14 protein-coding genes are annotated in these 16,724 nt (G+C 69.4%); 9 read left to right on the top strand and 5 right to left on the bottom strand.

The window, feature by feature from the left end; all coding sequences use genetic code 11:
- Window positions 1–126 precede the first annotated feature (126 nt).
- The 3 genes from ACZ6ZD_RS07400 to ACZ6ZD_RS07390 all read right to left on the bottom strand — a co-directional run bounded on the left by ACZ6ZD_RS07400 (window position 127) and on the right by ACZ6ZD_RS07390 (window position 2,075).
- Complete coding sequence (locus ACZ6ZD_RS07400; RefSeq protein ID WP_465669327.1) at window positions 127–699, bottom strand: hypothetical protein; 573 nt, start codon at window positions 697–699, stop codon at window positions 127–129.
- Window positions 700–779: 80 nt separating this feature from the next.
- The gene (locus tag ACZ6ZD_RS07395; RefSeq protein ID WP_465669325.1) at window positions 780–995 is read right to left on the bottom strand and encodes a hypothetical protein; all 216 of its coding nucleotides are present in this window, start codon (window positions 993–995) and stop codon (window positions 780–782) included.
- A 120-nt stretch (window positions 996–1,115) separates the two neighbouring features.
- Window positions 1,116–2,075: an EamA family transporter gene (locus tag ACZ6ZD_RS07390; protein WP_465669323.1), complete on the bottom strand. Its 960-nt coding sequence runs from the start codon at window positions 2,073–2,075 to the stop codon at window positions 1,116–1,118.
- A gap of 392 nt (window positions 2,076–2,467) precedes the next feature.
- Between ACZ6ZD_RS07390 and pdhA the strand changes: the two genes are divergently transcribed.
- The 5 genes from pdhA to ACZ6ZD_RS07365 all read left to right on the top strand — a co-directional run bounded on the left by pdhA (window position 2,468) and on the right by ACZ6ZD_RS07365 (window position 9,707).
- Window positions 2,468–3,631 (top strand): pyruvate dehydrogenase (acetyl-transferring) E1 component subunit alpha, encoded by a 1,164-nt coding sequence (pdhA, locus tag ACZ6ZD_RS07385; RefSeq protein WP_465669321.1) that lies wholly within the window; start codon window positions 2,468–2,470, stop codon window positions 3,629–3,631.
- Between the two features lie 3 nt (window positions 3,632–3,634).
- Window positions 3,635–4,612, top strand: a complete 978-nt coding sequence (locus ACZ6ZD_RS07380; protein ID WP_465669319.1) for an alpha-ketoacid dehydrogenase subunit beta — start codon at window positions 3,635–3,637, stop codon at window positions 4,610–4,612.
- Window positions 4,612–5,991 carry a dihydrolipoamide acetyltransferase family protein gene (locus ACZ6ZD_RS07375; protein ID WP_465669317.1) on the top strand — a complete coding sequence of 460 codons (1,380 nt, stop codon included), beginning with the start codon at window positions 4,612–4,614 and terminating at the stop codon, window positions 5,989–5,991. The genes ACZ6ZD_RS07380 and ACZ6ZD_RS07375 overlap by 1 nt, the downstream gene beginning before the upstream one ends.
- A gap of 137 nt (window positions 5,992–6,128) precedes the next feature.
- Window positions 6,129–8,531: an NPCBM/NEW2 domain-containing protein gene (locus ACZ6ZD_RS07370; RefSeq protein ID WP_465669315.1), complete on the top strand. Its 2,403-nt coding sequence runs from the start codon at window positions 6,129–6,131 to the stop codon at window positions 8,529–8,531.
- A gap of 345 nt (window positions 8,532–8,876) precedes the next feature.
- On the top strand, window positions 8,877–9,707 hold the full coding sequence (locus ACZ6ZD_RS07365) for an EamA family transporter (protein ID WP_465669313.1): 831 nt from the start codon (window positions 8,877–8,879) through the stop codon (window positions 9,705–9,707).
- Window positions 9,708–9,752: 45 nt separating this feature from the next.
- Here the strand turns inward: ACZ6ZD_RS07365 and ACZ6ZD_RS07360 are convergent, their stop codons facing one another.
- The gene (locus ACZ6ZD_RS07360; protein WP_465669311.1) at window positions 9,753–11,180 is read right to left on the bottom strand and encodes a S8 family peptidase; all 1,428 of its coding nucleotides are present in this window, start codon (window positions 11,178–11,180) and stop codon (window positions 9,753–9,755) included.
- 256 nt (window positions 11,181–11,436) lie between these two features.
- On the opposite strand from ACZ6ZD_RS07360, the gene ACZ6ZD_RS07355 reads away from it, so the two are divergent.
- The 4 genes from ACZ6ZD_RS07355 (at window position 11,437) to ACZ6ZD_RS07340 (ending at window position 15,333) form a co-directional block, all read left to right on the top strand.
- Entirely contained in the window at window positions 11,437–12,150 is a 714-nt protein-coding gene (locus ACZ6ZD_RS07355; RefSeq protein WP_465669309.1) for a GntR family transcriptional regulator, read from the top strand.
- Window positions 12,147–13,463, top strand: coding sequence for an MFS transporter (locus ACZ6ZD_RS07350; RefSeq protein WP_465669307.1), 1,317 nt, complete (start codon window positions 12,147–12,149; stop codon window positions 13,461–13,463). The genes ACZ6ZD_RS07355 and ACZ6ZD_RS07350 overlap by 4 nt, the downstream gene beginning before the upstream one ends.
- 83 nt (window positions 13,464–13,546) lie before the next feature.
- A complete protein-coding gene (locus tag ACZ6ZD_RS07345) occupies window positions 13,547–14,536 on the top strand; it encodes an ATP-binding cassette domain-containing protein (protein WP_465669305.1) in 990 nt (329 codons plus the stop codon).
- Window positions 14,533–15,333, top strand: coding sequence for an ABC transporter permease (locus ACZ6ZD_RS07340; RefSeq protein WP_465669303.1), 801 nt, complete (start codon window positions 14,533–14,535; stop codon window positions 15,331–15,333). Before ACZ6ZD_RS07345 ends, ACZ6ZD_RS07340 begins: the two co-directional genes overlap by 4 nt.
- Window positions 15,334–15,336: 3 nt before the next feature.
- Here the strand turns inward: ACZ6ZD_RS07340 and ACZ6ZD_RS07335 are convergent, their stop codons facing one another.
- Window positions 15,337–16,680 carry a serine hydrolase domain-containing protein gene (locus ACZ6ZD_RS07335; RefSeq protein WP_465669302.1) on the bottom strand — a complete coding sequence of 448 codons (1,344 nt, stop codon included), beginning with the start codon at window positions 16,678–16,680 and terminating at the stop codon, window positions 15,337–15,339.
- Window positions 16,681–16,724 lie beyond the last annotated feature (44 nt).

Raw genomic sequence — 16,724 nt, 5'->3', positions numbered from 1 at the left:
GGCCGGGACGTGAGAAGCGGCGCCGGGAGGAGTGAGGCTTTCTCCCGGCGCCGCCGGTGTTACTACCGAATCAATCAGCCCACCGAGCTGATTCTTTCGGGTCCTGCATCACTGACCAGGGAGGGGTCAGTTGTTCTCGGACTCGAGCTCACAGGTGCTCAGCGAGTCGACCGAGTTCGCGTGCTGGCCCAGGCCCAGCAGGCCGTTGAGGCCGTCGGCCACAACCTGGCCGCCGACGCCGTTGACCGGAACGGTGTTGTGGCAGGCCTGAACCGGGCCGACCGCGTTGTCGCTCACGGAGATGATGCCGTTGCTCGCGCGGTACCACTTGCCGTTGTTCTTCGAGTCGGTCTCGCAGGTCTTGACCGCGGTGGCCTGGTTGCCCTTCTGGTCAACGCCGATCAGACCGACGATGTCGTGGGCCACAACCTGGCCGCCGACGCCGTTGACCGGAACGAAGTTGTCGCAGGCCTGGACCGGACCGATGGAGTTGCCATCGATCGCGACGAGCGAGCCGCTCTTCTTGATCCAGTACAGCTTGCCGGCGTAGCCCTTGGCGGACGCAACCGACGCCGCGTCGGCCAGGTCCGCGCCCTTGGTGGCGCCGTCGAGCATGTTGGCGCTGACGACGGTGGCCAGGCCGAGGGTGGCGACGGTCGCCACGGCCGCGGCAGCGGCGATCTTACGAGTTACCTGCATTTTGCCAGGTTTCCTTTCGGGTTTGACGGATTCGTCTTAGAGGTAACGACACCTGTCGGGCCCGGTTACAAACTTTTTCGTCAACTATCGAAGTCATAGTTCAGCTGTAATGAGATCGCTGACAAAGCAGGAGAAGTTGCGGGAAAGTTGTAGTGGAAGCGGCCGTAACGCCTGGTCAGGAGCCTCGTTGAGTGAGCGCGGGTGACGGAAAAACCGATGATTCGGAAGATTGTTTCGGCGGGCTCGGTGGCCACCGAATAGGCAATACCACGAAGATTCGGAATCGTCGGAACCATTGCCGGAGTTTCGCGCCGTGTTTTTTCGGGGCAGGGCGCGCGACCGGCACCATGGCCCGCTGCCGCGCGCATCGGCAGCGGTGGGAGACCCGGGTCCTTCGGGCCCGGGTCCTTCCTTCCCTACTTCTCCGCGCTGATCGTTCGGGGCCGGCGTTCGGCCGTCACCACCAGCGCGACACCGCAGATGATGACCGCGCCGCCCGCGAGGATCTGCCATGTCACCGGCTCGCTGAGGATCAGCCAGCCGAGCAGCACCGCGACCGCCGGGTTCACGTAGGCGTACGTCCCGATCAACGAGATCGGCGCGTTCGCCAGTAAGTAGGAGTACGCCGAGTAGGCCAGTAGCGACCCGAAGAACACCAGATAGATCAGTGCCAGCCAGCCGCTGGTGTGGATCCGGTCGAGGTGCAGGTCGCCGGGTTCGCCGCGGAGCGTGCCGAGCAGGAGCATCGCCGTCCCGCCGAAGAGCATCTCGTAGAGAGCAGTCACCAGCGGGTCCTTCGGCAGGCCGAGCCGCGGCGAGAAGCGCGATCCGGTCGCCCAGGAGATCGTGCCGAAGACGATCAGCGCGATCGACAGCGGCTTGGCCGTCGTGTCGCCGCCGCCGGACAGTGCCAGGACGGCGACGCCCGCGAAGCCGATCAGGACGCCGAGCCAGGTCAGCAGCCGGGGCCGCTCGCCGCCGCCGACGCGTAACGCCATCAGCCACAGCGGCGTCGCGGCGACCAGCAGCGCGGCCAGCCCGGAGGGCACCGTCTGCTCCGCGATCGCGACCGCGCCGTTGCCGAAGGCAAGTAGGAGCAGCCCGACGACGGCCGCGCCGACCGCCTCGCGGCGGGTGATCCGGAGCCGGCTCCAGCCCGAGGTCAGGCCGAGGATCAGCGCCAGCAGGCCGCCGGCCACCAGGAACCGGGCGGCCATCCCGAGCAGCGGCGGGATCTCCGCCTCGACCACGATCCGGATCGCCAGGTAGGTCGACCCCCAGACGACGTACACGATCGTCAGCGCGGTCCAGATCATCGCCGCCGACGCCGTCCGGCTGCCGGTGGCGGGGGCGGCGACCGGGGCGGGAGCGGCCATGAAGTACCTCCGGGCGTCAGGGGTGTTATGCAAAGACAGTCATTACGCTAGAACTGCCCGGCGGGGAGCGCAAGGGTTTTCCTGCCAGGGGTGAACAACATAGAGACACATGTCACATCGGCCCTCCGGCACCCGGATCCCGGGCCGCCGCGCGGGAAACCTGACCAGTGGATGGACTGGTGTCTCGTGTCGAGACCAATTTCGGTACCGCCGTACGCGTCGGCGTCCAGACTGTTAGCGGATCAGGCACCTGCTCGGTACGGTGTGCGGAAAGTGGTGCATCAACCCTGGATCCACGCGGTCCTGCCTGCGAAGCCTCACCCGGCGGATGGGCCGGGCCCCGTGCAACGTTGCGGTCGCGGCGATCCCGCGCTCGAACCCGAGGAGTGCATGTGAGTGAGTCGGTGCCGGGGACTCCCCCGGAAGTTTTCGCGCCCGTCGAGGTGCCGGTCAGTCCCGCTCAGCCTCCCGAAGAGGTCGAGTTCGTCCAGTTGCTGACACCCGAAGGTGAGCGCGTCGAGCATCCGGACTACTCGTTCGACCTCGACGACGAAGCGATCAAGGGCTTCTACCGGGACATGGTCCTGGTCCGCCGGATCGACGCCGAGGCGACCGCCCTGCAGCGCCAGGGCGAGCTCGGCCTGTGGGCCTCGCTGCTCGGCCAGGAGGCCGCGCAGATCGGCTCCGGCCGCGCGCTGAACGCCAAGGACATGGTCTTCCCGACCTACCGCGAGCACGGCGTCGCCTGGTGCCAGGGGGTCAACCCGCTGAACCTGCTCGGCCTGTTCCGCGGCGTCGACCAGGGCGCGTGGGACCCGAAGGACAACAACTTCCACCTGTACACGATCGTGATCGGCGCCCAGACGCTGCACGCGACCGGGTACGCGATGGGCCAGCAGCGCGACGGCGTGCTGGGCGGCGACGACGCCGGCGAGGCCACGATCGCGTACTTCGGCGACGGCGCCAGCAGCCAGGGCGACGTGAACGAGGCCTTCATCTACGCCTCGGTCTTCAACGCGCCGGTGGTCTTCTTCTGCCAGAACAACCAGTGGGCGATCTCGGAGCCGATCGACCGGCAGACCCGGATCCCGCTGTACCAGCGCGCGGCCGGTTTCGGCTTCCCCGGCGTCCGCGTCGACGGCAACGACGTGCTCGCGACGTACGCCGTCTCGCAGCAGGCGCTGAAACGCGCTCGCGAGGGCAGCGGCCCGACGCTGATCGAGGCCTACACCTACCGGATGGGCGCGCACACGACGTCCGACGACCCGACCAAGTACCGCCTGAACGAGGACCTCGAGCACTGGAAGCTCAAGGACCCGATCGAGCGCGTGCACGCCTACCTGACCCGGCATGCCGGCGTCGACCACGACTTCTTCGAGGAGATCGACGCCGAGGGCGACAAGATCGCCGCGGAGCTCCGGGCCGGCTGCCTCGCGCTGCCGGAGCCGCAGCTGACCGACTTCTTCCAGCACGTGTACGTCGAGGAGACGCCGCAGCTGGCCGAACAGCGTGCCCAGTACGCCGCCTACGCGGCCTCGTTCGACGGGGAGGGCTGAGCGATGACCAAGATCACTCTCGGCAAGGGCATCAACGCCGGTCTGCGGGCGGCCATGGAGGCCGACCCCAAGGTCGTCATCATGGGTGAGGACATCGGCAAACTCGGCGGCGTCTTCCGGGTCACCGAGGGCCTGCAGAAGGACTTCGGCGAGGACCGGGTGATCGACACCCCGCTGGCCGAGTCCGGCATCATCGGGACGGCGGTCGGCCTCGCGCTGCGCGGCTACCGGCCGGTCTGCGAGATCCAGTTCGACGGGTTCGTGTTCCCGGCGTACGACCAGATCATCAACCAGGTCGCGAAGATGCACTACCGGTCGATGGGCAAGATCAAGATGCCCGTCGTGATCCGGATCCCGTACGGCGGCGGGATCGGCGCGGTCGAGCACCACTCGGAGTCGCCGGAGGCGCTGTTCGCGCACGTCAACGGGCTCAAGGTGGTGACCTGCGGCGACCCGGTCGACGCGTACTGGATGATCCAGCAGGCGATCGCCTCGGACGACCCGGTGGTGTTCTTCGAGCCGAAGCGGCGCTACCACGAGAAGGCCGAGCTGGACGAGTCCGTCCCGCCGGCGCTGTCGCTGCACCAGGCGAAGGTGGTCCGCGAAGGGACCGACGCGACGCTGCTGTGTTACGGGCCGATGGTGAAGACCTGCGTCCAGGCCGCGGCGGCCGCGCTCGAGGACGGGCGCAACCTCGAGGTCGTCGACCTGCGGACGATCTCGCCGTTCGACCTGGCGACGATCTTCGCGTCGGTGCAGAAGACCCGGCGGGCGGTCGTCGTCCACGAGGCGACGCTGTCGTTCGGGCCGGGGTCGGAGCTCGCGGCCCGGATCTCGGAGGAGTGCTTCTACCACCTGGAGGCGCCGGTCCTGCGCGTCACCGGGTTCGACACCCCCTACCCGCCGTCCCGGATGGAAGAGGACTACCTGCCCGATCTGGACCGGGTGCTGGACGGCGTCGACCGCGTGATGGAGTACTGATGGGCATCCAGCAGTTCCGCCTCCCCGACGTCGGCGAAGGTCTCGTCGAGGCCGAGATCGTCAGCTGGAAGGTCAAACCCGGCGACACGGTCAAACTCAACGACACCGTCGTCGAGATCGAGACCGCCAAGTCGCTCGTCGAGCTCCCGGTCCCGTTCGCCGGGACCGTCCACGAGCTGCTCGTCCCCGAAGGTCAGACGGTCGACGTCGGCACGCCGATCATCGCCGTCCTGACCGACGCCCCCGACGAGCCCGCCCCCGCCCCCAAGACCCCCGCCGACGAAGGCCGCACCGCCGTCCTCGTCGGCTACGGCCCCCGCACCACCGAAGCCAAACGCCGCCCCCGCAAGTCCGGTACCTCCGCCGAGGCTCTCGCCGGCCCCCGGCCGGCTCCCGCCTCGGCTCCTACTCAGCCTGCGGGCGTGCCCGGGCAACACCCCGGAGCAGCCGCCGCGCCTGCGGCGCTTGACGGTGCGGCCGCCGCCCCCTCCCTCTCCGTTGCCGGAGGCAACGTTCGTGTGCTGGCGAAGCCGCCGGTGCGGAAGTTGGCGAAGGATCTGGGGGTTGATCTCGGGGCGGTTGCTGCCACCGGGCCGGGTGGGATTGTCACCCGGGCTGATGTCGAGAACCACGTGAGCGCGCCGGCGCCGGCGGTTGAGCCGGCTGTTGTGGTTGCCGGGCGTGGGGATACTCGAGTGCCGGTGAAGGGCGTGCAGAAGGTGATGGCCCAGGCGATGGTGGCCAGTGCTTTCACGGCGCCGCACGTGACCGAGTGGATCACGGTCGACGTGAGCGCGACGATGGAGCTGGTGGAGCGGCTCAAGGCGGACAAGGCGTTCCGCGAGTTGCGGGTGTCGCCGTTGCTGATCGTCGCGAAGGCGGTCACACTGGCGGCCCGGCGGACGCCGGTGATCAACGCGGCCTGGGACGAGCAGGCCCAGGAGATCGTCTACAAGGGCGCGGTCAACCTCGGCATCGCCGCGGCCACCCCGCGCGGCCTGATCGTGCCGAACATCAAGAACGCCGACCAGCTCACGCTGCCCGAGTTGTGCGGCGCCCTGAACGGCCTGGTCGCCACCGCCCGCGAGGGCAAGACGTCGCCGGCCGACCAGGCCGGCGGCTCGTTCACGATCACCAACGTCGGCGTCTTCGGCGTCGACGCCGGGACGCCGATCATCAACCCGGGTGAGGCCGCGATCCTCGCCTTCGGCGCGGTGCGCAAGCAGCCGTGGGTGGTGAACGACGAGATCGTCCCGCGCTGGATCACCACGCTGGCGCTCTCCTTCGACCACCGCCTGATCGACGGCGAGAAGGGCTCGATCTTCCTCGCCGACGTCGCGAGCATCCTCGAGGACCCGGCCCGCGCGCTGATGTTCTGACGTAGGACGCCGAAGAACCCGGGTGGACCACCGCCCGGGTTCTTCGCGCACTGGTCCAGACCGTGGGGATTGCCGCCGTCCGGTCCGGCGGATAGCGTCCGATGAGCCGACCCTGAACCGCCCTCCAGGGAGTTCTCATGCGCCGTCTGCTCGCTGTGCTGCTCGCGCTGGTCCTGTCCGCGGTCCTGGTGCCGACCGCGTCCGCGCGGCCCGCCGCCAAACCGAATCTGGCGCCGACGCCCCCGATGGGGTGGAACAGCTGGAACACCTTCCACTGCGATATCAACGAGAACCTGATCAAGCAGACCGCGGACGCGATGGTGTCCTCGGGGATGGCCGCCGCGGGCTACAAGTACGTCAACATCGACGACTGCTGGATGGCGCGACAGCGGGACGGCGCCGGCCGGCTCCAGCCGGATCCGGTGCGCTTCCCCGGCGGGATCAAGGCGATCGCGGACTACGTGCACGCACGTGGGCTGAAGCTCGGCATCTACTCGTCGGCCGGTTCGCACACCTGCCAGGGCCTGCCCGCGAGCCTCTACCACGAGACGACCGACGCGCAGACCTGGGCGAGCTGGGGCGTCGACCTGCTCAAGTACGACAACTGCGGTCAGCAGGACGGCATCCCGGCCCAGACGCGCTACAAGCGGATGGCGGACGCGCTGCAGGCCAGCGGTCGCGACATCCTCTACAGCATCTGCGAGTGGGGTCAGAACCAGCCGTGGCTGTGGGGTGCCGAGACCGGTGGACACATGTGGCGCACGACCGGTGACATCGAGAACAACTGGTCCAGCGTGGTCGGGCTGCTCGACCAGCAGGTTGGTCTGGAGCAGTACTCCGGGCCTAACGCGTGGAACGACCCCGACATGCTCGAGGTCGGCAACAGCGGGCTGACGTACGGCGAAAGCCGTGCGCACATGAGTCTCTGGGCGATCCTCAACGCGCCGCTGATCGCCGGAAACGACCTGCGGTCGATGCCTGCCTCGACTCGCGATCTGCTCACCGACCCCGACGTCCTGGCGGTGAACCAGGACTGGGCGGGTCGTCAGGGCGCGAAGCTACGCGACGACGGCGACCTGGAGGTGTGGTCGAAGAAGCTGTCCGACGGCTCGGCCGCCGTCGTCCTGTTCAACCGCGGGTCCAGCCCAGCCACGATCGGTACGACGGCCGCCGCGCTCGGGCTGCCTGCGGCTTCGGCGTACGCGGTGAAGGATCTGTGGAGCAGCACGACTAAGGCGTCGACGGGGGCGGTGCGGGCGCAGGTGCCGTCGCATGACGCGGTGATGTTCCGGGTGACGCCGGGAGCGAGCAGCGAGCTGGCGCCGATGGTGCTGGTGGAGGCGACGCCGGAGAAGGCGTACGTGACGAACGCGGGGCGGATCGACGTCCAGGCGCAGATCCACAACGACGGGCCGGCCACGCTGACTGCGGCTGAGGTGACGCTGACTGCGCCGACTGGCTGGACGGCGACGCCGGATGGTTCGCCGCAGCTCGGAACGATCGCGGCTGGTCAGACCGGTGCGCTGAAGTACCGCCTCGCGGCGACGAACCCGCCGCTCGGCCCAGTCCAGCTGGCAGCCAACGGCAGCTGGAAATGGAACGGCGCCAGCCAGTCCGGCAGCGGAGTCGGTCGCTTCACCGTGGCCACCGTGCCGCCGATCGGGCGGACGGCGTTGTCGGATCAGACCTGGGCGTTCGCGGAGAACGGCTGGGGTCCGGTTGAGCGTGACCGTAGTGTCGGTGAGCAGGCCGCTGGTGACGGCAAGCCGCTGACGGTTGCCGGCACGGTCTATCCGAAGGGCCTCGGTATGCACGCGCCCGGCCAGGTCGGCTACTTCCTGGACGCCCAGTGCACCCGGCTGACGACGAAGGCCGGCATCGACGACGAGGTCGGTAACCAAGGTCAGGTGCGGTTCGAGATCTGGGGTGACGGGACGCGCCGCGCCCAGGCCACCGCGACCGGCGCAGGCGGCGCCGTCGAGCTCAGCGCTGATCTGACCGGCGTACAAGTCCTCGAACTGCACGTCGACCCGCTCGAGACGATGAACTACGACCATGCCGACTGGCTCACGCCCGAGCTCACCTGCCACGGCACGCCACCCCCAGCCGGTACGACGCCACTCTCCGACCGCCCGTGGATCTCAGCCACCAACGGCTGGGGCCCGGTCGAACGCGACCGCAGCGTCGGCGAGCAGCCCGCCGGTGACGGCAACCCCCTCACCGTCGCCGGCACCGTCTACCCGAAGGGCTTCGGCGCCCACGCCAACAGCTCCATCACCTTCCACCTCGGCAAACGCTGCACCACCCTCACCACCAAGGTCGGCATCGACGACGAGGTCGGCGACCGCGGCCAAGTCCGCTTCGAGATCTGGGGCGACACCACCCGCCTCGCCCAAACCGACGCGACCGGCTCCGCCCCCGCCCTCCCCCTCACCGCCACCCTCACCAACATCACAACCCTCGAACTCCGCCTCGACACCCAAGGCTCCCCCGACTACGACCACGCCAACTGGCTAACCCCCCTCATCACCTGCACCTAACCCCACCCCGCTCCCCGCTCCCCGCCCCCTGCTCCCGCTCCCGCTCCCGCCGCGCTCCCGCCGCGCTCCTGGCTCCGGCTCCCGCTCCCTGCTCCCGCTCCCGCTCCCCGCTCCCGCTCCCCGCTCCCGCTCCCCGCTCCCGCTCCCGCCCCCGGCTCCCGCTACGGCTCCCGCCCCAGCCGCGCTCCCGCCGCGCACCTGGCGCCGGCTCCCGCTCCCGGCTCCCGCTCCGGCTCCGGCGCCCGCTCGCGCCCCCTCGGTTCCTCGCGCCCAACGGTGGGCCGACCCGTTCTCGGGCAGGCAGGGGTGGTCCGGACCAATGGGGTGGGCGTGAGAGGGTGGGGTGTGGTGGTTTTGGGGGTGGTGTTGGCGGCGGCGGTGTTGCATGCGTTGTGGAATGCGATGGCGCATGGGGCGGTGGATCGGGCCGCGGGGCTGGCGTTGCTGGAGGTTTCGGCCTTTGTGATCGGGCTGGGGATGGTGGTGGTGCAGGGGTTGCCGCCGGCGGGGGCGTGGGGGTTCATCATCGCGTCCGCGGTTCTGCACCTGGCGTATCTGGGCGGGCTGTTGTGGTCGTACGAGTTGGGGCAGTTCAGCCAGATGTATCCGCTGGCGCGGGGGACGTCGCCGTGGGTGGTGGCGCTGGTGTCGATCCTGGTGCTGGGGCAGGAGTTGGCGGTGGTCGAGCTGGCGGGGATTCTGCTGATCTCGGCCGGGCTGATCGCGCTGGTCTTCATCGGCAGGCCGGGGCGACGGCAGGTCCCTGCGCTGGCGGCCGCGACGGGTACCGGCTTGATGATCGCGGCCTACACGGTCGTCGACGGGCTCGCGGTGCACCGGATGCCGGTGCTGACCTACATGGGCTGGGTGTTCATGCTCCAGGGCTTCGTGCTGCCGCTGGCTGTCCTCGCCTGGCGTGGGCCGGCGGTACTGCGGCTGCCGAAGAAGGCTGTGCTGACCGGGCTGGCCGGCGGGGTTGTGTCGATGGTCGCCTACGGGCTGGTGCTGTGGGCACAGACTCGCGGCACGCTCGCGACCGTGGCGGCGCTGCGGGAGACCAGCATCATCTTCGGCGCGATCATCGGCGCCGCCTTCTTCGGTGAGCGATTCGGCCCGCGGCGCGCGATGGCGGCGGCCGTGGTGGTCGCCGGGATCGTGCTGATCAGCGCGGGGTAAGTGGAGTGGGGGCCTCGGGCGGGAGACCCCCACTCGGTCAGGGGATCACCAACCGCGCTTGACGGCGTCCAGCGCGTCGGTGATGCCTTCGCCGAAGAACGCGTTGTTCTTCGTGGTGCCGGTGCAGCGCGCGTCCGGCGTGGTCGGGCAGGCAGTGTCGGTGGCCTGCTTGCGCAGCGCGGCCTCCAGCTGCAGCGGGCCCCAGTGCGGGTGCGCCGACTTCATCAGCGCGGCGACACCGGCGACATGCGGCGACGCCATCGACGTCCCGCTGAAGGAGGCGTAGTCGTTGTTCGGGACGGTGGACAGGATGCCGCTGCCCGGGGCGGCGACGTCGATCTTGTTCAGGCCGAAGTTCGAGAAGCCGCTCTTGACGCCGGCCTGCGTGGTGCTGGCGACGGTGACCACGTGCGGGAGCTCGGTCGGCATGTTCAGGCAGTTGTTGTTGATCTGCCGCGACACCGGGGTCGAGTCGTTCGGGCTGCCGTTGTCGACGGTCTTGTTGGCCAGGTCGTAGTTCGAGTTGCCGGCCGCGGCGACCGCGAGCACACCGCGACCCGTGGCGTAGGCGACCGCACGGCTGACGGCCTCCTGGACGGCGCCCTGGTCACCGCCGTCCTTGCACCAGTACTCGAACGGGTCGATGAAGTAGCTGTGGTTGGTGACATCCATGTGCCGCTCGGCCGACCAGATGAAACCGCAGATCGCGTACTCCGGGTAGATGAAACCGTCGGAGTTCACCACCTTCACCGAGGCGATCCGGACCTTCGGCGCGACGCCGACGATGCCGACGCCGTTGCGGGCCGCGGCGACCGTACCGGCCACATGCGTGCCGTGGGCGCCGGTCGCGCGCCAGGCCCCGACCGTCCGGTCGGCGACGCCGTTCTTGATACAGCTGACCGAGTTCTTGGCGTCGAAGTTCGGTGCGAGGTCGGGGTGGGCGTCGTCCACGCCGCTGTCGTTGATCCCGACCAGCACCCGGCGGGAGCCCTCGGAGATCTTGTGCGCCTGGTCGGCCTTGATCTGGGCCAGATCCCACTGCTCGTTCTCGCGCGGATCCGGCGTCGGGGCGGCGGCGCTGTCGGCCGCCATCCCCTTGGACGCCGTCGCGGTCGCCGGGCCCTCGGACACCGGCGCCGTCCGGGTGGCGCCGACCGACTGGACCTCGCGGCCGTACTTCCCGGAGCGGACGGCGGCCTTGAAGCCGGGGTTCGTCGACTGGGCGACGACGACGCCGATCTGCGCGTAGCCGACCAGGACGGTGCCGCCGGCGGCCTCGACCGCCTTCTCGACCTTGCGCACGTGGCCGGGGGAGGCCTTGGTGTTGACCACGTAGTTCATCAGCGGGCCGGGCTCGGCCTGACTCGCGGCCGGTACGGCGTACGCGGCGCCGGCGGCGCTGATCGCGGTCAGCGCGAGCGCGGCGGTGGCCAGACCGGCGGTCAGCCGGCGGGGACGAGACGTTCGGGTCACGCTGCCTCCAGAAGGGCGGGCCTGGCTACGGGCGGTCCAGGCTCATTCCGGTGACTCTAGATCCGAAGTCGGCAGTGGCGCAGAAGTTGTCCACAAGACACGGGAAACCCTGCGGTTGTCACTACTCAGGGTTGATCAATTCACGCTCAGTTACCCACATCATGTGCACAGACCTGTGGATAACTCGTGGAGAAGCTGGGGACAGTCGGTGGATTTCCTGTGGGTGTAGGATAGATACAACAGAGATACTAGTCGTATGGGTGAGGTAGTGAGCTTCGAACTGGGGGAAGAGACCGCGGAGATCGCCCGCGTGGTGGTCGAGGCGGCGCCGGGGGTCGAGAAGATCCCGGCCGCCGAGCGGGTGTACGCGTACGTGAAGGCAGCGATTCTGGACCGGACCTACCCGGGCGGTGAGCTGCTGACCGAAGGTGAGCTGGCCACCGCGGTCGGGGTGTCCCGGACGCCGGTGCGGGAGGCGCTGCTCCGGCTGGAGGAGTCCGGCCTGGTCAAGCTGTACCCGAAGAAGGGCGCGCTGGTCCTGCCGGTGCTGCCGCAGGAGATCGACGACGTCCTGGAGGCCCGCGAGCTGATCGAGGTGCACGCGGCCGCCAAGGTCTGGCCGCGCCGCAAGCGGCTGATCGAGGAGCTCGAGCAGCGGGTCGACGAGATGCGCGCGCACCGCAAGGCCGGTGACGCCAAACTGTTCCTGGAGGCCGACCGGGCCTTCCACGAGGCGATTGTCGGTGCCGCCGGCAACCTGATCCTCGCCAAGCTCTACAACAGCCTCCGCGACCGCCAGGTCCGGATGGGCGTGCCCGGTATCGAGGTCCAGCCCGCGCGGATGGACAAGTCGATCACCGCGCACCAGGAGATGATCGACGCCCTCGGCGGGAACAGCGTCAAGCGCTTCCGCGAGCTGGTCGTCGCCCACATCGATTCCGCCGCGGCGGACCTGCGAGGCACTCGGTGACCGAGCTCCTCTTCCCCCTGGGCGGACGGCGTGCCTGGGCGGTGTGGACCGCTGCTGTCTTCACCTACCTCATCACTGTGCTGCACCGCGGCTCGATGAGCGTCGCAGGCCTACAGGCCGCCGAGCGCTTCGACATCTCCGCATCGGCGCTGGCCAGCTTCACCGTCGTCCAGCTGACCGTGTACGCCGCGATGCAGGTGCCTGTCGGCGTACTGCTCGATCGGTACGGTTCGAAGCGGCTGCTGATCGCGGCGTCCGGTCTGCTGTTTCTGGCGCAGTCCGCGTTCAGTCTGGTCGATTCGTACCCGGCCGCGCTCGCTGCGCGCGCGGTGCTCGGCGTGGGTGACGCGCTGGTCTTCATCAGCGTGCTGCGGGTCGTCATGGCCTGGTTCCCGGCGCTACGGCAGCCAGTGATGTCGCAGGCAACCGGAATGCTCGGTGGCCTCGGCGCGATCATGTCGACCGTTCCGATGGCTGCGGCGTTCCACACCTTCGGCTGGACGCCGACGTTCGCCGGAGCCAGTGTGCTCAGCCTGGTCGCCTTGCTGACCGTGCTGTTCCTGATCAAGGACACGCCGTACGACGAGCCACTCAAGCGGGCCAAACAGCCGCTGAGCGAAGTCCGGCGGAACCTGCGTCGTGCGTGGCGTGAGCCGGGCACGCGGCTCGGGCTGTGGACGCACTTCACCACCAGCTTCTCCGGCAGCACGTTCGGTCTGCTGTGGGGCTTCCCGTTCCTGGTCCAGGGGCAGGGCCTCCCGCCGGCCACCGCTGCGGCCATGCTGGTCGTGCCTGTCCTCGCCGGCCTCTGCTACGGCCCGCTGGTCGGCCGGTACGCCGCCAAGTTCCCGTTCTACCGCTCCTGGATCGTGCTGGCCGTCATCGCCGGTTCCGTGCTGATGTGGACCGTCGTCCTGCTCTGGCCGGGCCAGGCGCCGCTGCCGGTGCTGCTACTACTGATCGTCGTCCAGGCGGCTGGTGGGCCCGGCTCGATGCTCGGCCTGGACTACGCACGGACGTTCAACCCGGCGACCCGGTTCGGGGCGGCCAACGGCATGGTCAACACCGGCGGCTTCATCGCCACGCTGATCTGCATCGGGATGGTCGGCATCCTGCTGGATGTCTCCTCCGGTGGCGCTCCGCAGACGATCGGCGACTTCAAGTACGCGCTGGCCTTCCAGTACGTGCTGTGGGCGATCGGCATCCGGCAGATCCTCAAGTACCGCCGCCGCGCCCGCGGCCACCTGGCCCGGTACAACCCGGAGGCGTACCAGGCGCTGCTGGCCAACAAGGTCGTCCCGCTGAAGGGCTGAACCAGCGCCCTGCCAGAGCCGCGCCAGCCCCGTGCCAGCGCCTCGATGGACGCTCCTCTCAGTAATCCAACTGGGAGGAACTGATGACCACATCGCATCAGGTCGCCATCGAGGCGGTCGGCTTGGTCAAGAAGTACGGCGCCACGACCGCGCTGGCCGGGGTCGACCTGACCGTCCCCACCGGGACCGTGCTCGGCGTCCTCGGCCCGAACGGCGCCGGGAAGACGACAGCGGTCCGGATCCTCGGCACGCTGCTACGGCCGGACGCCGGGCACGCGACGGTCGGCGGGTACGACGTCGTCCGCGAGGCGAGCAAGGTTCGCGAGATCATCGGGCTGACCGGGCAGTACGCCTCGGTCGACGAGGACATGTCCGGACGGCGCAACCTCGCGATGATCGGCCGCCTGCTCGGGTACTCCCGGCCGCAGGCCAAGGATCGCGCCGAAGAGCTGCTGGAGCGGTTCGAGTTGGTGGACGCCGGTGACCGGGTCGCCAAGACGTACTCCGGCGGCATGCGCCGCAGGCTCGACCTGGCGGCCAGCCTGGTCGGCCACCCGAGCATCCTCTACCTGGACGAGCCGACCACCGGCCTGGACCCGCACGCCCGCAACGGCGTCTGGGAGACCATCCGCGACCTGGTCCTCGACGGGACGACGGTCCTGCTGACCACTCAGTACCTGGAAGAGGCCGACGCCCTGGCCGACTCGCTGATGGTCATCGACAAGGGCCGCGTGGTCGCCTCTGGCCGACCGGCCGAGCTGAAGGCCCAGGCCGGCAAGCAGTCCCTCGACGTCCGTCCGGCCGAGCCGGCGCATCTGGAGCGGGTCGCCGCGATCGTGGCCGAGGCCGTCGGCGTCCGGCCGAGTGTCGACGTGGTGAACACCCTCGTCAGCGCACCGGTCAGCGACGGCACCTCGATGCCGGTCGTCGTCCGCCGCCTCGACGAGGCCGGAATCGTCGTCACCGAACTGTCCCTGCGGCTGCCGAGTCTGGACGAGGTCTTCCTCGCGCTGACCGGCCACGCCGCCGAAGAGCGTCCGACGGACGCCGTACTGGAAGGAGCGGCCCGATGACGACCGCCGTCCTCGAGCGGCCCAAGCAGCGGCCGTTCGCCTGGGTCCAGCAGAGCCTGACGCTGGCCTGGCGCAACATCGTCCGGATCCGGCAGAACCCCGAAGCGCTGGCCGACGTGACGTTCCAGCCGATCATCTTCCTGGTGCTGTTCGTGTTCGTCTTCGGCGGCGCGATCGCCCAGGGCGCGGGCTGGCGGGGGTACCTGCCGTTCCTGCTCCCCGGCCTGCTCGTCCAGACCGTCGTGTTCGCGACGCTGGGCACCGGGGTCGGCCTGAACGACGACTTCGCCAAAGGCGTCTTCGACCGCTTCCGCAGTCTGCCGATCGCGCGGATCTCCCCGCTGATCGGCGCGGTCCTCGGCGACGCCGTCCGCTACACGGTGTCGATCGTGATCCTGATGGTCAGCGGTTTCGCGCTCGGCTTCCGGTTCGAGAACGGGATCGGCTACGGCCTGCTGGGGCTGCTGATCGTGCTCGGCTTCGCCCTGTCCATGTGCTGGATCTGGGTCTGGCTCGGGCTGACCATGAAAACCGCGCAGGGCGTCCAGGGGATCGCGATCCTGGTGATGTTCCCGCTCACCTTCGGCAGCAACATCTTCGCGCCGACGAGCACGATGCCCGGATTCCTGCAGGCCTTCGCCAAGGTCAGCCCGATCCCTTACCTGGTGGATCTCGAGCGTGCCCTGATGAGCGGCGGGGCGATCCAGAAACCGCTACTGGTCACCTTGGCCTGGATGGTCGGACTGGTCGCGATCTTCGCGCCACTCGCCATCCGCGCCTACCGCCGCCGCACCTGAGGCTCAGAGCTGCGCGAACGCCAACGGCTCCCGGGTGCACAAGTAAGTTGCCCAGTGCAACTTCACCGGGACGCCGTCGGCGGCGCGGGTGATCCGCAGCAGCTCGCCGACCTCACGGCCGGAGACGCCGCGATAGGTGTCGGGCGCGATCCGCTCGAAGACCGCCGGGGCCAGGTGCTCGGCGGCCGCCGGCGACTTCGCCTGCAACGCGCCGCCCTTGACCGAGAAGACGAACGGCTGGCCCTCGGAGAACCACGTCCCGAGGACGCCGGTGAGCTCGTCGGGCACCGCCGTACCGGGCGTCCAGGGGTCGATCGGCAGCGGGTCGCCCTCCAGGGCGGCGATCAGCAGATCGGTCGCGAGCAGCGCCGGCGCGGGGGCCGAGGTCGAGCTCTGCAGCGCGATCCCCGCCGTCCCGGACTCGCGGTGCACGAAGGTCGAGGTGATGTGGCCGGGCATCCCGCCGTCGTGGCCGACGAAGACCCGGTCGCCGCGGCGGAACAACATGAAACCGAGGCCGAACGCGAGCTGCCAGCGCGCGGTGTCGGCCATGATCTGCACCTGGCACATCTCGTCCAGGGTGTCCTTGGACAGGATCTCGTCGATCGGGTCCGCCACGAACATCGCCCACTTGGCCAGGTCCTCGGCCGTGCTCGCCAGGCCGCCGCAGGCGTCCATCGCCTTGATGTCGAGCAGCGGCTCGCGCACCGGGACGTCGGAGAACGGCGGCACGTAATACCCGGTCGCGGCCGGGCCGCCGTCCATACCGACCGTCGTCCGGCGCATCTCCAGCGGGTCGAGGATGCGGGCCTTGATCGCGTCGTACCAGGACTTGTCGTCGAGCCGGGCGACGATCTCGCCGAGTAGCGAGAAGACCAGGTTCGAGTAGTGGAAGCGGTGATGCGGTTTGCCGACCCGCTCGGCCTCGTTCCAGCCGGCGACCAGCTCGGCGCGGTCCGGGAACTTCATCAGGTCCCACACGTCGCCGACCGGCTCGCGCTGCATCCCGCTGGCGTGGCTGAGCATCTGCCGGACGGTCACCCCGGCGTGCTTGCTCTCCGGGACGAACTTCTCGACGACGTCGTCCAGACCGAGCTTGCCCTCGTCGCGCAGGGCCATGATCGCGACGGCCGTCAGCGTCTTGCTCTGCGAGGCGATCAGGAACTGGGAGTCGGCGGTCGGCGGCGTCCCCGGGGTCTCCAGATCGGCCGCGCCCGCGCCGCCCGACCAGGCCAGCCTCCCGGCCCGGGCCACGGCGCCCACCACGCCGGGCACCCTGCCCTTGGCCTGCCGTTCGGCCACCAGTCGGGTCAGGGCGGTCTGCGTCTGCGCATCGATAGAGGTCACGTCGTCCGACAATAGGTGACGGCGATGACAAAAGGCAGGGGGTT

The organism is Kribbella sp. NPDC104218 (assembly GCF_055584105.1).
This window is presented reverse-complemented; position numbering and strand designations above follow the sequence as displayed.

Coding starts and splice junctions, on each gene's coding strand:
- ACZ6ZD_RS07400 (WP_465669327.1), bottom strand. CDS start 699: ATGCAGGTAACTCGTAAGATCGCCGCTGCCGCGGCCGTGGCGACCGTC.
- ACZ6ZD_RS07395 (WP_465669325.1), bottom strand. CDS start 995: ATGGTTCCGACGATTCCGAATCTTCGTGGTATTGCCTATTCGGTGGCC.
- ACZ6ZD_RS07390 (WP_465669323.1), bottom strand. CDS start 2,075: ATGGCCGCTCCCGCCCCGGTCGCCGCCCCCGCCACCGGCAGCCGGACG.
- ACZ6ZD_RS07380 (WP_465669319.1), top strand. CDS start 3,635: ATGACCAAGATCACTCTCGGCAAGGGCATCAACGCCGGTCTGCGGGCG.
- ACZ6ZD_RS07375 (WP_465669317.1), top strand. CDS start 4,612: ATGGGCATCCAGCAGTTCCGCCTCCCCGACGTCGGCGAAGGTCTCGTC.
- ACZ6ZD_RS07370 (WP_465669315.1), top strand. CDS start 6,129: ATGCGCCGTCTGCTCGCTGTGCTGCTCGCGCTGGTCCTGTCCGCGGTC.
- ACZ6ZD_RS07355 (WP_465669309.1), top strand. CDS start 11,437: ATGGGTGAGGTAGTGAGCTTCGAACTGGGGGAAGAGACCGCGGAGATC.
- ACZ6ZD_RS07345 (WP_465669305.1), top strand. CDS start 13,547: ATGACCACATCGCATCAGGTCGCCATCGAGGCGGTCGGCTTGGTCAAG.
- ACZ6ZD_RS07340 (WP_465669303.1), top strand. CDS start 14,533: ATGACGACCGCCGTCCTCGAGCGGCCCAAGCAGCGGCCGTTCGCCTGG.